Origin of the sequence: Streptomyces sp. SudanB182_2057 (assembly GCF_964272715.1) — a bacterium.
GTDB lineage: Bacteria > Actinomycetota > Actinomycetes > Streptomycetales > Streptomycetaceae > Streptomyces > Streptomyces rubradiris.
Map to the genome: position 1 here is coordinate 711,112 of NZ_OZ186798.1, position 12,021 is coordinate 723,132.

The 12,021-nt window shown below is 74.2% G+C and carries 13 protein-coding genes; 4 read left to right on the forward strand and 9 right to left on the reverse strand.

Annotation, left to right across the window (positions count from 1 at the left end; translation table 11 throughout):
• Nucleotides 1-28 precede the first annotated feature (28 nt).
• Nucleotides 29-910, forward strand: coding sequence for a DMT family transporter (locus tag ACSURM_RS02845; RefSeq protein WP_436953147.1), 882 nt, complete (start codon nucleotides 29-31; stop codon nucleotides 908-910).
• 6 nt (nucleotides 911-916) lie between these two features.
• Here ACSURM_RS02845 and ACSURM_RS02850 read toward each other — a convergent pair whose 3' ends face one another.
• From ACSURM_RS02850 to ACSURM_RS02885, 8 genes are all read right to left on the reverse strand, one after another.
• Nucleotides 917-1,360: a MarR family winged helix-turn-helix transcriptional regulator gene (locus ACSURM_RS02850; protein ID WP_436953149.1), complete on the reverse strand. Its 444-nt coding sequence runs from the start codon at nucleotides 1,358-1,360 to the stop codon at nucleotides 917-919.
• Nucleotides 1,357-2,370, reverse strand: a complete 1,014-nt coding sequence (locus ACSURM_RS02855; RefSeq protein WP_436953151.1) for an alpha/beta hydrolase fold domain-containing protein — start codon at nucleotides 2,368-2,370, stop codon at nucleotides 1,357-1,359. The genes ACSURM_RS02850 and ACSURM_RS02855 overlap by 4 nt, the downstream gene beginning before the upstream one ends.
• A 126-nt stretch (nucleotides 2,371-2,496) precedes the next feature.
• On the reverse strand, nucleotides 2,497-3,057 hold the full coding sequence (locus tag ACSURM_RS02860) for a quercetin 2,3-dioxygenase (protein ID WP_359043637.1): 561 nt from the start codon (nucleotides 3,055-3,057) through the stop codon (nucleotides 2,497-2,499).
• A 137-nt stretch (nucleotides 3,058-3,194) separates the two neighbouring features.
• Nucleotides 3,195-4,241, reverse strand: a complete 1,047-nt coding sequence (locus ACSURM_RS02865; protein WP_436953153.1) for a cytochrome P450 — start codon at nucleotides 4,239-4,241, stop codon at nucleotides 3,195-3,197.
• 109 nt (nucleotides 4,242-4,350) lie between these two features.
• On the reverse strand, nucleotides 4,351-4,431 hold the full coding sequence (locus ACSURM_RS02870; RefSeq protein ID WP_225823807.1) for a tryptorubin family RiPP precursor: 81 nt from the start codon (nucleotides 4,429-4,431) through the stop codon (nucleotides 4,351-4,353).
• A gap of 437 nt (nucleotides 4,432-4,868) precedes the next feature.
• Entirely contained in the window at nucleotides 4,869-5,261 is a 393-nt protein-coding gene (locus tag ACSURM_RS02875) for a RidA family protein (protein ID WP_436953155.1), read from the reverse strand.
• 44 nt (nucleotides 5,262-5,305) lie between these two features.
• Nucleotides 5,306-6,892, reverse strand: coding sequence for an alpha/beta fold hydrolase (locus ACSURM_RS02880; protein WP_436953157.1), 1,587 nt, complete (start codon nucleotides 6,890-6,892; stop codon nucleotides 5,306-5,308).
• Complete coding sequence (locus tag ACSURM_RS02885) at nucleotides 6,889-8,094, reverse strand: serine hydrolase domain-containing protein (protein WP_436953159.1); 1,206 nt, start codon at nucleotides 8,092-8,094, stop codon at nucleotides 6,889-6,891. Before ACSURM_RS02885 ends, ACSURM_RS02880 begins: the two co-directional genes overlap by 4 nt.
• 409 nt (nucleotides 8,095-8,503) lie before the next feature.
• Between ACSURM_RS02885 and uppS the strand changes: the two genes are divergently transcribed.
• Both uppS and ACSURM_RS02895 read left to right on the forward strand, forming a co-directional pair.
• Complete coding sequence (gene uppS, locus ACSURM_RS02890) at nucleotides 8,504-9,193, forward strand: polyprenyl diphosphate synthase (protein WP_436960895.1); 690 nt, start codon at nucleotides 8,504-8,506, stop codon at nucleotides 9,191-9,193.
• Nucleotides 9,190-10,650, forward strand: coding sequence for an oxygenase MpaB family protein (locus ACSURM_RS02895; protein WP_436953161.1), 1,461 nt, complete (start codon nucleotides 9,190-9,192; stop codon nucleotides 10,648-10,650). Before uppS ends, ACSURM_RS02895 begins: the two co-directional genes overlap by 4 nt.
• 39 nt (nucleotides 10,651-10,689) lie before the next feature.
• On the opposite strand, the gene ACSURM_RS02900 is transcribed toward ACSURM_RS02895, so the two are convergent.
• Nucleotides 10,690-11,562, reverse strand: a complete 873-nt coding sequence (locus ACSURM_RS02900) for an SGNH/GDSL hydrolase family protein (protein ID WP_436953163.1) — start codon at nucleotides 11,560-11,562, stop codon at nucleotides 10,690-10,692.
• Nucleotides 11,563-11,853: 291 nt separating this feature from the next.
• Between ACSURM_RS02900 and ACSURM_RS02905 the strand changes: the two genes are divergently transcribed.
• Nucleotides 11,854-12,009: a DUF6131 family protein gene (locus tag ACSURM_RS02905; RefSeq protein WP_189999120.1), complete on the forward strand. Its 156-nt coding sequence runs from the start codon at nucleotides 11,854-11,856 to the stop codon at nucleotides 12,007-12,009.
• The last annotated feature ends 12 nt before the right edge of the window (nucleotides 12,010-12,021 follow it).

Genomic DNA, 12,021 nt, shown 5'->3' on the forward strand with positions numbered 1-12,021 from the left:
GGAGGTCTGCCGCAGGCGGGAGAGAGCCGTGATCGAACTCGCCGCGGCGTTCGCCGTCGCGGGCGCGGCGAGCAACGCCGTGGGCACCGCGTTCCAGCGCAAGGCGGCCTCGGCCAGCACCCGCGGCGGGCTGCGGCTGCTCGCGGAGCTGGTGCACCGGCCCATCTGGGTGATCGGCATGGCCGGCGTGGTCTGCGCCGCGCTGTTCCAGAGCCTCGCCCTGGTCAACGGGCCGCTGGCCCTGGTGCAGCCGCTGTTCATCCTGGAACTGCCGTTCGCGCTGCTCATCGCCGCCCCGCTGATGCACCGGCGGCTGCCGCGCGCGGGCTGGTGGGGGGTCGGCGGCTGTGTCGCGGGCCTCGCCGTCCTGCTGCTCGCGGCGGCCCCGCACGGGGCCACCGACCAGGCGCCACTGGGGCGGTGGCTGCCGGCCCTGCTGCTGTGCGCCGGCGTGATGGCCGTGCTGGTGGCACTGGCCGGCCGGGGCCGGCCGCCGGCCCGGCGCGCCGCGCTGCTGGCGGCCGCCTCCGCGACGGGCAACGCCCTGACCGCCGCCCTGCTGAAGTCGGCGAGCGGCACCTTCGCCGACCACGGCCTCACCGCGTTCCTGCGGTCCTGGCAGACGTACGGCTTCGCGCTCGCCGGTGTCGCCGCCGTACTGCTGCTGGAGAACGCGTTGCAGGCCGGTCCGCTGGCCGCGGCGCAGCCCGCGCTGACCATCGGCGACGCGGTGGTGAGCCTGACCCTCGGCATCACCCTCTTCGGCGAACACGTCCGCACCGGGTGGTGGCTGGTGCCCGAGCTGTGCGGGGCGCTGCTGATCGTCGTGGGCGTGCTGGTGCTCAGCCGGGCCGTGCAGCGCATCGAGGTGGTCCCGGCCCGCGCCGCCGAGCGGAACCCGGCCTCGTAGGACCGCTCAGGGAGCCGCGACCAGCGGGGGCGCGCCCCAGTCGGAGCGCAGGGCGCCCTCCAGGGCGCGCGCCGCGTCCTGCCCGACGCGCTCCACCAGCACCGACTCGATCACCCCGATCGTGGCCTGCGCGCGCTCGTGCACGCGCAGGCCCTCGGCGGTCATCCGGATCAGCCGCCGCCGGGCGGAACCGGGGTCGGGCACCTGCTCCAGCAGGCCCATGCCGATGAGTCCGTGCACCGCCTGATGGGCCGTCTGCCGGGTGACGCCCATCCGGCGGGCGAGTTCGGAGACGGTGGTGCCCTCGGCGTCGAGCATCGCGAAGACGGACGCCTGCGCCGTGGTCACCGGCTGCTCACCGGCCGCCTCCATGCTGGCGAACAGGGCGTCCTCGAACCAGCGGCGGGCCTCGGACAGAAGCTGGGGCAGGTTGGCGGCGCGATGACTCATGGCTCCTCGGATGATCGGATACCCAGCGGATTATCCTCCTGTCCTTCGGTTTCCCGGGCGCAGTGCCGGGCGACGAACCCGGCCGTCCGCGCGAAGACCCGCTCGACCTCCTCCTCCGCGAGCCCCAGCCACAGGTGGTTCGCGCCGGGCACCCGCACCTGCTCGACCGGCACCCCCGCCGCCCGCAGCGCCGCCGCGAGGCGGTCGCTCTGCGCGCAGGGGACCAGTTCGTCCTCGGTGCCGTGCAGCAGCAGGAACGGCGGTGCCGCCGGCGTCACCCGCAGGGCGGGGCTGGCGTCCCGGGCCGGGCCGGGGGCGGCGGCCGGGGCGGCCCCGAGCAGCAGCGCCTCGCGCGAGGCCGCGTCCCACGGGTCGAAGCGGCCCGGCGGGTGGTCCTCGGCGAGGCGGGTGAGGTCGGTGGGCGCGTACCAGGTGACGCAGCCGCGCACGGTCACCGCCGGCCCGCCGGTACCGGCCGCCGCGCGGGTGAGCGCGGTCAGCGCGGCCAGGTGACCGCCCGCGGACTCGCCCCACAGGACCACCCGGTCCGGGTCCAGGCCCAGCTCGCCGGCCCGGTCGCGCAGCCAGACCAGCAGCGCGCGCAGGTCGTCGAGCTGGGCGGGGTGCCGGGCCTCGCCGCTGAGCCGGTAGTCGGGGCAGACCACGGCCACCCCGGACCCGGCCAGCCGGGCGAACGGACCCGGCCGCCAGTGCCGGAACCGCGGCCCGGGGTCGTCGCGCAGTCCGGTGCGCCAGCCGCCGCCGTGCACGAAGACGACCACGGGCAGCGGGCCGTCCGCCGGTTCGGGCAGCCACAGGTCGGTCTCCAGCGGCCGGCTGCCGTCGGGCACGGCGTAGACGGCGCCGCGCAGCAGCCGTACGCCGGGCTCGGGCCGGGCGGGCGGCGGCAGCGGCAGCCGGGCGGGGTCCGGGGGAGCCGGCAGCTGCGCGGGGAAGGACGGGGCGTCCTGGGACACGACTTCTTCCTGCATGGGGTCCTCGGATGGCATGGGTTTCCTCAGTGGGCGAGGCGGGGGAACAGGGTCCGGGCGTCGGCGGCGGTCAGGGAGCGCCAGTCGGTACCCGGCGCGCTCCACACAAGGCACCGGGGCGCTCCTCGCTCGGCGCCCCGGCCGTCAACTGCCGGTGCGCCACTGGTGGTCGGGGCGGAACCGGACGTCGTACTGTTCCGGCACGGTCCGGAACTTCTCCGGCTCGGGCACGAACGGCCGGGCGGGCAGGCCCAGTTCCTCCGCCGGGGTGCCGAGGGACTCGAAGAACCGCTCGAAGGTACCGCCCGGTCCGGCGGCCACGCCGACGACCTGCGAGTGGTGGCGTTCCATGCGGTAGGCGTGCACGCAGTTCTTCGGTACGAAGCCGAAATCGCCGGGCGTGAGCAGCTTCTCCTGCTGCTCGCCCTCGAGGTCCTCGACGAAGAGCCGTACGGCGCCCTGGGTGATGTAGAAGACCTCGTACGTGTCCGCGTGCGAGTGGGCGGGTATCACCTCGCCCTTGGGCCCCTCGCAGGTGAAGAAGTTGAAGGTGTTCTCGGTCTGCTCGCCGCCCGCGTAGATCGTGATCAGGTCGCCGAACAGGTGTGCGCGGTCGCCCAGGCCCTTCTCGATGAAGTAGGGCTTGCCCGGCTCCGGGGGGATGAGGGAGCGGGACCGGTAGCGGGTGGCGTATTCGATGGTCATGCGAAGCCTCCGGTTCGTACGCTTGCTATGTCAGGTTACCTGACATTGAAGCCGTGGCCAATGACCCGGGGCCCGGTTCTCGATGCGCCGGGCCTCGGTTTCCGGTGCGTCACCCGCGCCGACCGGCGCGGCGGCCGTCAGCGCGGCCGGGTCAGCCGCACCTCCTCCACGCCCAGCAGCCCGAGCAGCGGGACCCGGCCGACCCGCTGGCCGGGGTCGACCACCAGTCCGGAACCGCGGACCAGGTCCAGCAGCAGTTCGGCCAGGGGCATGACCATGTGGCGGCCCCAGCAGCGCTCCGAGACGTGCCCGAAGGGCAGGTAGCCGGGGGTGGTGTCGGGGTCGAGGCGGTCCCAGCGCTCGGGGCGGAAGGCGTCCGGGTCGTCCCAGAGGGCGGGGTCGCGGTGGGAGAGCAGCGGCAGCAGCAGGACGTCGTCCCGCTCCCCTATCCGGGCGTCGACGGCCGGGTACTCGGGGGAGGCGTTGCGCAGGATGTTCCACGAGGGCGGCAGCAGCCGCAGGGACTCCAGGATGATGTTCCGGTTGGACGTGCCGTCGTCGAACGGGGCGCCGAGCCAGAGGGCGTTGGCGACGAGGGTGGAGACGGTGAAGCACACGGGGGCCGCGGCCCTGCGGTACATCCCCATGGCGTAGCGCCGCTCCTGGTAGCCGCGGGCCCGCGCGGCGCGGTTCGCGAGGCCGGTGAGCCGGGCGTGCGGCCGGGGCCAGCCGGGCAGGGCGGCGCCGACGGTGATCACCGACCAGGTGAGTTTCGGGGTGAGTTCGAGGGTGCGGCTCATCAGTGTGCGCAGCCGGCGCGGGTCCTGGCCGAGGATGAGGTCGCGCAGGAAGTTGTGCCCGGTCAGCGGCCAGGGGCCGGTGAGGTCCACGTCCCTCGGCAGGGGCCCGGCCAGGGCCTCGCGCACGTCGTTGCCGAAGGTGCGGGTGACGGCGGAGGCCTCGGCGCGGCTGATGGAGCGGCCGTGCAGGGGTTTGAAGGTGGGCCGCTCGGTCTCGGTGGCCCGGCGCGCGGCCAGGATGCGGTCGGCGATCTCGGGCCCCGCGACCCCGACGGTGTCCGGTTCGAGCCGGAAGACGTCCCGGCCCAGGTGGTCGCCGAGGAGGGCGGCGAGCCGCGGGGCGAACACCGTGGTGCGCGCCCGCGCGGTGGATGACGGCGGCATGGCTGCTCCGATCCGGGACGGCGGCGAGGAGAAGGGGGAGGCGTCGCCGCCCGGCCGGACCGCGCGGCGGTACGACCGGGCAGCGACGCCCTCATGTGCGCGGAGCGGATCAGTACCAGATGTACCAGGCGTTGGCCTTGAGGCTCTTGGCGGCGGCGACCCGGTTGCGGATGGCGAAAAGAAGCTTCATCACTGCACCTCCCCTCGGGGGTGGACGAGTGACACGTGACGTCCCCCGGGCGGACCGGTGAAGATCACGTGTCGACGGCTCCCGGGACCTTCCCGAGATCGTTCACGGACTAATCACGAGGGCGGTCAAAACCCCGCCCAGCAGGTTCTTTTCAGACTTTCGCCGATCACCGGCGCTCCGGCTTCCCCCGCCGCACCGGCGCCCGGCGTCCGCCCCTCTCCCTCGCCCGCGCGCTGGTGGGCGGCCGTGCGTGTGCCCGGATGCCGGACGGCAGGTCGCCGGGAGCGGACGCCGGGTGTGGCCCGGGCCGGGCGGTCCGGCGTCCGGAGGTTGGCCGGATACCTACGCCCGGGACGGCGCCAGGTGACCCTGGTGGGCCGAGTCGCGCGGGCCCGACGGGGCCTGCGGCGGTCCCGGACCCGGTCGCTCCGCCGTGCTCAACTCGCGGCCGGGAGGCGGGCATCGACCTCGATCTCTATCTTCATGCGGGGGTCGGCGAGGCCGCACTCCAGCATGGTGGCGGCCGGCCGGACGTCCCCGAAGCGGCGGCGCAGCACCGGCCAGCAGGGCTCGAAGTCGGCGCGGTCCGGGAGCAGGTAGCGCACCCGGACCACGTCGGCGAAGCCGCACCCCGCCTCGGCCAGCGCGGCGCCGATGTTGCGCAGACACTGCTCGGCCTGCTCCACCACGTCGTCGGAGATCGTCATGGTGGTGTAGTCGAACCCGGTGGTTCCGGACACATGGACCCGGTCCCCGTCGACCACGGCACGGGCGTAACCGATCTGCTCCTCGAAGGTGGATCCGCTGAGAATCGCACGTCGTCGCGTCATGCGCGGAAGGCTAGATGATCACCCGGCCGGACCCAACCGCTGTTTCACGAGGTGGGCCGGGGGCAGCCGACGTCCGTCGCGGGCAGGCGGCCGGTGGCGAGGTAGGCGTTGACCGTGGCGTCGACGCATGTGCTGCCGTAGACGCCGTAGACCGCGTGCTGGTCGGCGTCGCGCAGGGTGACCAGGCGGGAACCGGGCCAGTTCCGGCGCACCGTCCGGGCGCCGGTGTAGATGGTGCGGGGGTCGCCGGTGGCGTTGACGAGGAGGGCGGGCAGGTCGGCGCGGATGGTGGTGGGGCGCTCGCGCGGCGGGTCCCAGAACGCGCAGGTGTTGATGTTGCGGGTGACCGGCGCGAAGAGCCGGTCCGCGGTCCCGGCGCGGCGCAGGTCGCGCCAGTACGTCTCCGGGTCGCGGGGCCCGGGCACGTCCCCGCACAGGATGGACGCCTGCGCGCTGCCGTAGGCGGACCCCTGCCCGGTCAGCGCGAACTCCAGCGTCGAGGCCAGCCACGGGGACGGGGTGACGGTCCGGCCCTCGGCGGCGCGCCGCAGGTCCCGCACGCCCGCGGCGAAGTCGCCGTAGGCCGTGGCGTTGTCCTGCGAAAGGCCGTTGAAGACGATGACGGGCAGGTCGTGGTCGTCCACCCGGTAGCCGCCTATGCGCAAGGGGGTGCGGGCGGCGGCCGACCGGGTCGCTTCCACGGTCGCCAGCACGGCGGCGCGGGTGCGTCCCAGTCCGTAGGCCGCGTGGTGGGCGGCGGCCCAGTCGGCCCAGCCGTGCAGGGCGTGCCGGTTGGCGTCCTCGACGTCGCGCAGCAGCCGGGGGCCGTAGCGGGCGGGGTCGATCACGCCGTCCAGGACGACCCGGTCGGTGCGCCCCGGGAACATCGTGGCGTAGACCTGGCCGAGGTAACTGCCGTAGGAGTAGCCCAGGTAGGAGATCCGCCGCTCGCCCAGCGCGGCCCGTATCACGTCCATGTCGCGCGCGGTGTTCCGGGTGCTGGAGTACGGCAGCAGGTCACCGGCGTGGGTGCGGCAGCGGCGGGCCAGGTCGGCGGCGAAGCGGACCTCGCGGTCGAAGCCGGCGCGGTCGGTGCCGGCGCCGCGGATCATGCTGCCGGTGGGCCAGCGGCAGTCCAGCGGGGTGCTGCGGCCGACGAAGCGGGGGTCGACGCCCACCACGTCGTAGCGGGCGGCTACCTGACGCATCGCGCGGCGCACGAAGGGCGGGTCGCCGAGGGTCGGGCCGCCGGGGCCGCCGCTGTTGAGCAGCAGGGCGCCGACGCGGTGCGCGGTGTCGGTGCCCCGGATGCGGGAGATGGCGACGGTGAGGGTGCGGCCGTCGGGCCGGTCGTAGTCCAACGGGACGGTGACGTCGGCGCATTGGGCGCTGGCCTGTTCGAGTTCCCTGCCGGTGGCGTCGTCGGGGCCGAGCAGGCAGCTCTTCCAGTACAGGTCCTGGTGGTGGTAGCGGGCGAGGGGGTCGGCGGCGGGGCGGGCCGGGGCGGCGGAGGCCGGGGCGGGGGCGGCGCCCAGGGACAGCGCGCCCGCCACGGCCAGGGCGGCGGCGGCCGCGGCCCGCGCGGCGCGATGGCGTGGGCGGCGGCGGCCCGGGGAGGTGGTGCCGGTCATGCCGGGGTCCTTTCGGTGGGCGTGCCCTCGCAGAGGGCCTTGTCGACGATGTCGAGGAAGTCCTGTTCGGCCTGGAGCGTGGCGGGCACCTCGTTCAGGGCGACGGCGACGGTGCGGCCGTTCGGGCCCGCGGCGACCAGTGCCCGGTGGCCGCCGGGCACCGTGCCGGCGTGGCCCCACCAGGTGGAGCCGCAGGACAGCGGTGAGGAGATCAGGCCGAGCCCGTAGCGGGCGCCGGGCCACAGCCGGTCGGGGTCGGCGGCCACCGTCCGCCGCATCTCGGCGAGTTGGGGCGCGGGCAGCAGCCGGCCGGTGAAGAGCGCGGTGGCGAACCGGGTCAGGTCGGCCGGGGTGGAGACCAGGGCGCCGCCGACACCGCCGAAGGTCGTGTTCCAGGCGGTGCCGTCCACCCGGCGGCCGTCGGCGGCGGTGAAGTAGCTGTGCGAGTGCGGGCCCCGGATGCGGGGGTCGTCGCCGGGCCAGTAGGTGTCGCGCAGGCCCAGCGGCGCGATGATCCGGCGGGTGATCTCCGTCTCCGGGCTGTGGCCGGTGATCTCGCGGATGATCAGCCCGGCGACGAGGTAGTTGGTGGTCGCGTAGTGCCAGGGCTGCTCCGGCGGCGGCAGCCGCAGGGCGCGGGAGACCAGCTCGCGGGGCTCGAAGTGGCGGTGGCGCATCCGCTCGAGGTGCTGCCACTCGGGTGCGTCGAGGTAGTCGGGCAGTCCGCTGGTGTGCCGCAGCAGCTGTCGTACGGTGATCCGGCGGCCGTCGTGGCCGCCCGCGCGGATCAGGCCGGGCAGATAGCGCTCGACGGGCGCGTCCAGGGAGAGCCGTCCCTCGGCGGCGAGTCGCAGCACGACGGTCGCGGTGAAGGTCTTGGTGACGCTGCCGGCGCGCAGCCGGTCGGTGGTGTTCATCGGGCGGCCGGTGCGCAGGTCGGCCGTGCCGCCGGTCACCGTCCAGCGGGCGCAGGGCGCGGCCGGGCCGGGGTCGGTGACCAGGACGGCGGCGCCGGCGATCCGGTCGTGCGCCACCAGGTGGCCGACAGACCGGCTCAGCTCCGGGTGCGGGCCGCACCCGCGGGGCGCGTCCCGGGCCGGGTGCGCCACGGCGGCGGGGGCGGCGGTCAGCAGACAGGTCACGGCCAGGGCCACCAGGCCGGTGCGCCGGCGAACCACGCGGCGCGGTAAGGAAATCACCATGTGACGCACGCTAGGCAAGGCCCGCCGCGTTCTCATTCCGGCAGGCAGGCGGATCCGCCGGGGGGCCGCCCCCAGCACGGGACCGGAGGACAACCCCCGGTCCGCCCGGGTCGTGCCGGGCGACTCGACGAGCGCGCCGGGCCTCGGACAGCGGTGCTCGGCGAGCGCGCGGGCCTCGGACAGCGGTGCGAAGGGTGAACCGTGACCGTTGCCCCGCCTTCCGTGGCGGGCGGCTGGCAGTCTGCGGGGGACGATCCGGCCCGCGGTCCGACGGGGCCGGGCAGCGGCACGGGTCCGCTCGGTGCCGCAGGGGGCAGGAGTGACGGTGGAGGAAGTCGTGGGCGGTGCCGCCTCCGGCCCGGCCCCGGAGCGGGGACGCCGGGGAGTGCCGCGGCACGTGGCCTGCGTGATGGACGGCAACGGCCGCTGGGCGGCACGGCGGTCCCTGCCCCGTACGTCGGGACACCGGGCGGCCGAGACGACGGTGATCGACGTCATCGAGGCGGCCCGGTCGGCCGGGGTGGAGTGGCTGAGCCTGTACGCGTTCTCCACCGAGAACTGGCAACGGCCCGGCACCGAGATCGACTTCCTGATGCGGCTGGTCCGCCGCGTGGTGCGCAAGCACGCCCCGTTGCTGCACGCGCGCGGGATCCGCTGCCGGTTCCTCGGGGTGACCGATCCGCGCATCCCGCCGCCGCTGGCCCGGGACTTCGCCGATCTGACCACCCTGACCGCCGGGAACCGGGGCATGACGCTGACCGTGGCGTTCGATCACGGCGGGCGCCGGGACATCGTGGCGGCGGCACGGTCGCTGATCCGCTGCGGCGTGCCGGCCGAGGCCGTGGACGAACGGTGCTTCGCCGCCCATCTGCCCTTCCCCGACACCCCTGACGTGGACCTCGTCATCCGGACCTCGGGAGAGCAGCGCATCTCCAACTTCATGCTCTGGCAGGTCGCGTACGCGGAGCTGATCTTCTCCCCGGTCCTGTGGCCCGACTTCCGCGCACCGCACTTCCTGGAGTGCCTGCACACCTATCAGCGGCGCGAGCGCCGTTTCGGCGGCGTACGGCCGAACGAGAACGGAGAACGACGACCGTGACCGAGACGGGCGCCGACGAGCCCCAGCACACCACCGGCGACGGCCGACTCTTCGGCCTGGGCAGCCGGTTCCGAGGCTTCTTCAACGATCCGCGCTGGGCCCTGGCCATCATCCGGGCGACCGTACTGGAGGCGGCGCACCCGCAGATCGGTGCGGCCCTCGCCGACAACTCGTCCTTCGTGACCCACCCGTGGCGACGGCTGCGCAACACCGTCACGAGCCTCCAGCGCATGTCCGGCCCCGACGAGGAGGTGCGGCTGAGGGAGGCGGCACGGCTCAACCGGCTGCACACCCGGATCAGCGGCACCGACGCGCGTGAGCGGCCCTACGACGCGATGGACCCGGCGGTGCGCGCCTGGGTGGTGGCCACCCTCTTCGAGAGCAGCGTCGCGATGTGCCGGTTCAGCGGACAGCCGCTGGAACAGGACGCCATCGAGGAGCTGTACGGCGAATTCCGGGGCTATCTGGCCGCCTTGGACGGTGACGCCCGGCATCTCCCGCCCACGGTCCACGAGTTCTGGCCGTACTACGAGCGGGTGGTGGAGGAGGAGCTGGAGCACACGGAGGCGATGCGCATCATCCTCTACCGGCTCTTCGACCATCTGCCCGCACCGCCGCTGCTGCACGGTCTGCCCACCCTCTGGGCGGCCGGCCGCGCGCTCGTCGGACCGGTCATCGGCGTGCTCACGGTGGCGTCCCTCCCGGAGCCGTTCCGCCGCCGGGCGGGACTGCCCGAACTGCCCGGCGCGCAGACGCTGATGCAGAGCGCCTATCTGGGCGCCGGTCTCGCCCGGTTCCTCCCCGAGGGCTGGCTGCGCACCGAGACCGTGCTGGACCTGCTCGCCCTCTCCCCCGACAGCGACGACCCCCGGGCCCGGACGCTGCGGGCGCTGCGGGACCGGATGCGGCGGGCCGGGGCCCTGGTCCGGCTGATCACCCCGCTGCCGCCGGAGCCGGACCCCGGCACGGACACCGGTCTTCGGCGCGGCGCGGAGGAGTTCTTCGCCACGGTGCTGGACCAGACCGGGGACGGCTACGTGGACTGGCCGGACCTCGCCGCGATGGCCCGGGAACTCGCCGGCCGCCTCGACCTGGACGAGCCGGCGGAGACCCGGCTGTACGACGCCTTCGCCGACTGGTGGCGGGAGTTGCAGACGGCCCTGGACACCGACGGCGACGGCCGCGTCAGCTGCCAGGAGTACACCGAGGCCGTGCCGTCGCTGGCCGGTCCCGCCCTGATCCGGGTCGCCGAGGTCCTCTTCGACGTCACCGACGCCAACGGCGACCAGCGCATCGACGCGGCCGAGTACCGGGCGCTGTTCCGCCGGGGCTTCCACCGCGACCTGACCGGCGGTGAGGACGCCTATCCGCGTGGCGCGTTCGTCCGGGACTTCCTGTCCTTCATGTCGGGCCGGGCCCGCTCCACCCCGTACGACCCGCTGCTCGCGGACGCCTGACCCACGGCCCCGGACGGGGGGCCGCCGGGCGGCGCCGGGTCAGCCGAGGCCGAGGACGCTCAGGGTGTGCTCGGCCATGCGCCGCTCGCCCAGGGCATTGGGGTGGACGGGGACGACGCTCCGCCCGAACAACAGCGGCTCGATCCACCGGGTGCCGGCCGGCCGGCAGGCGTCATGTCCGGCGGATGCCTCGGCGAAGTCCACGTACACGGCCCCGGTCTCCTCCGCGGCGCGCCGCACCACGGTGTTGAGGTGGGTCTGGAGGGAGTGCAGATAGGACACGTCACCCGCGGCGAGGGGCAGCTTGACGAAGCAGGACGGGTCGGCCTTGGCGGGGGTGATCCACGGGTAGCCGAGCACGGCCACCTTGGCGTGCGGCGCCTTGGCCCGGACGGCGCCGAGCGCGGCCTTCAGCGCCGGGTAGGTGGAGGCGTCGATCTGGTCGTCGAAGGACGTGCCGTACTTGTCCTTGCACGGGCTGCCCTGGCCGCCGCTGAGGATGCCGGCGGTGCCGCAGGCGGTCACGGCGTTGATGAAGGTGCCGTTGTCGTTGCCGCCGATGGTCAGCGTCACCAGATCGGTCTCGGCGGTGACCGCGTCGGCCTGCGGGGCGACGCCGGGGTACTGGGAGACGGTGAAGTGCTTGGTCTGGGCGGCGCCGCAGGTGACGTCCGTCAGCCGGGCGCCGGTGCGGTCGGCGATGACGTGGGGGTAGTTCGCGGTGGACCGCAGGCAGAGCGGGCTGCTGAGGTCGACGGGCAGCACACCGGACGCGGCGCTGTAGCTGTCGCCGAGGGCCGCGTAGTCCAGGGACGTGGCGGCCTGGGCGGGGGCCGCGCCGAGGCCGAGGGCCAGGGTGCCGAGGGCCGCGGACGCCGCGGCGAGCACACGACGCATGCTTGGCAGGGGCATGACATGCTCCCTTCCGGGAAGGTCACGGGACGCACGGGCATGCCGGTGCCACGGGCGCGCCGGGAGGGATTACCGAGGAGTTCTACTGGTAGGTAATGTGAGGCTGCCGCAACAAGAAATCAACATTGCGGAACGAACTTTTGAAACATGGACGATCTGGGTCCGGTTGCGGCCACGCCAGTCAGGCGCCGATCGTCCCGTTACGCGAATTTTTTACCGCGCGGGATGCGATTTCCGCCGCGTTCGGGGCACCCGGCGGGCAGGAGCACCACTACCCGCTGGAGGCACGCCATGATCGCCCTCGGCATCATCCTGCTCATCATCGGCTTCGTCACGGGCATTTCGATCCTGTGGACTATCGGCATCATCCTGCTGGTGGTGGGAGCCATCCTGTGGATCATGGGGTCCATGGGCCACGCGGTCGCCGGCCGTCGTCACTTCTGGTAGCCGCGGTCGCCT